The following is a 318-nucleotide window of genomic DNA, read 5'->3' on the forward strand; positions in this document are numbered from 1 at the left end:
CCCGTTGAATAGCCAATTCACTAATACGCTTAGCCATGCCTTTAAAGATGGACAGATGAGCTGGCATCATCGCAAACCAATAGAGTAATCCGCTGAAACCCGCAGGATGCCACCATGCACGAACATCAATGGAGCGTAGGTTTCCACTATCATGAATAGTGAAAGTTAATCGACCTAAACCTGGTGCTTTCATACCAAAAAGTAAGCTAAGTTGTTTATTTGGTTCCATATTAATGACTCGCCAACCATCAACTTCATCACCAACCTGTAAGGTGTCACGATCAGGTCTGCCATATTTGACTTTATTCAACATCATAT

Annotated in this window: 1 protein-coding gene; it reads right to left on the reverse strand. The window is 41.8% G+C overall.

The features are described from left to right. A partial coding sequence (locus tag ACNQ0T_RS23560; protein ID WP_417930422.1) for a DUF2867 domain-containing protein occupies positions 1–318 on the reverse strand: 318 nt, incomplete at both ends.

The sequence above is a fragment of the Enterobacter cloacae complex sp.6700776 genome, assembly GCF_048284255.1.
GTDB classification, from domain to species: Bacteria; Pseudomonadota; Gammaproteobacteria; order Enterobacterales; family Enterobacteriaceae; genus Enterobacter; species Enterobacter intestinihominis.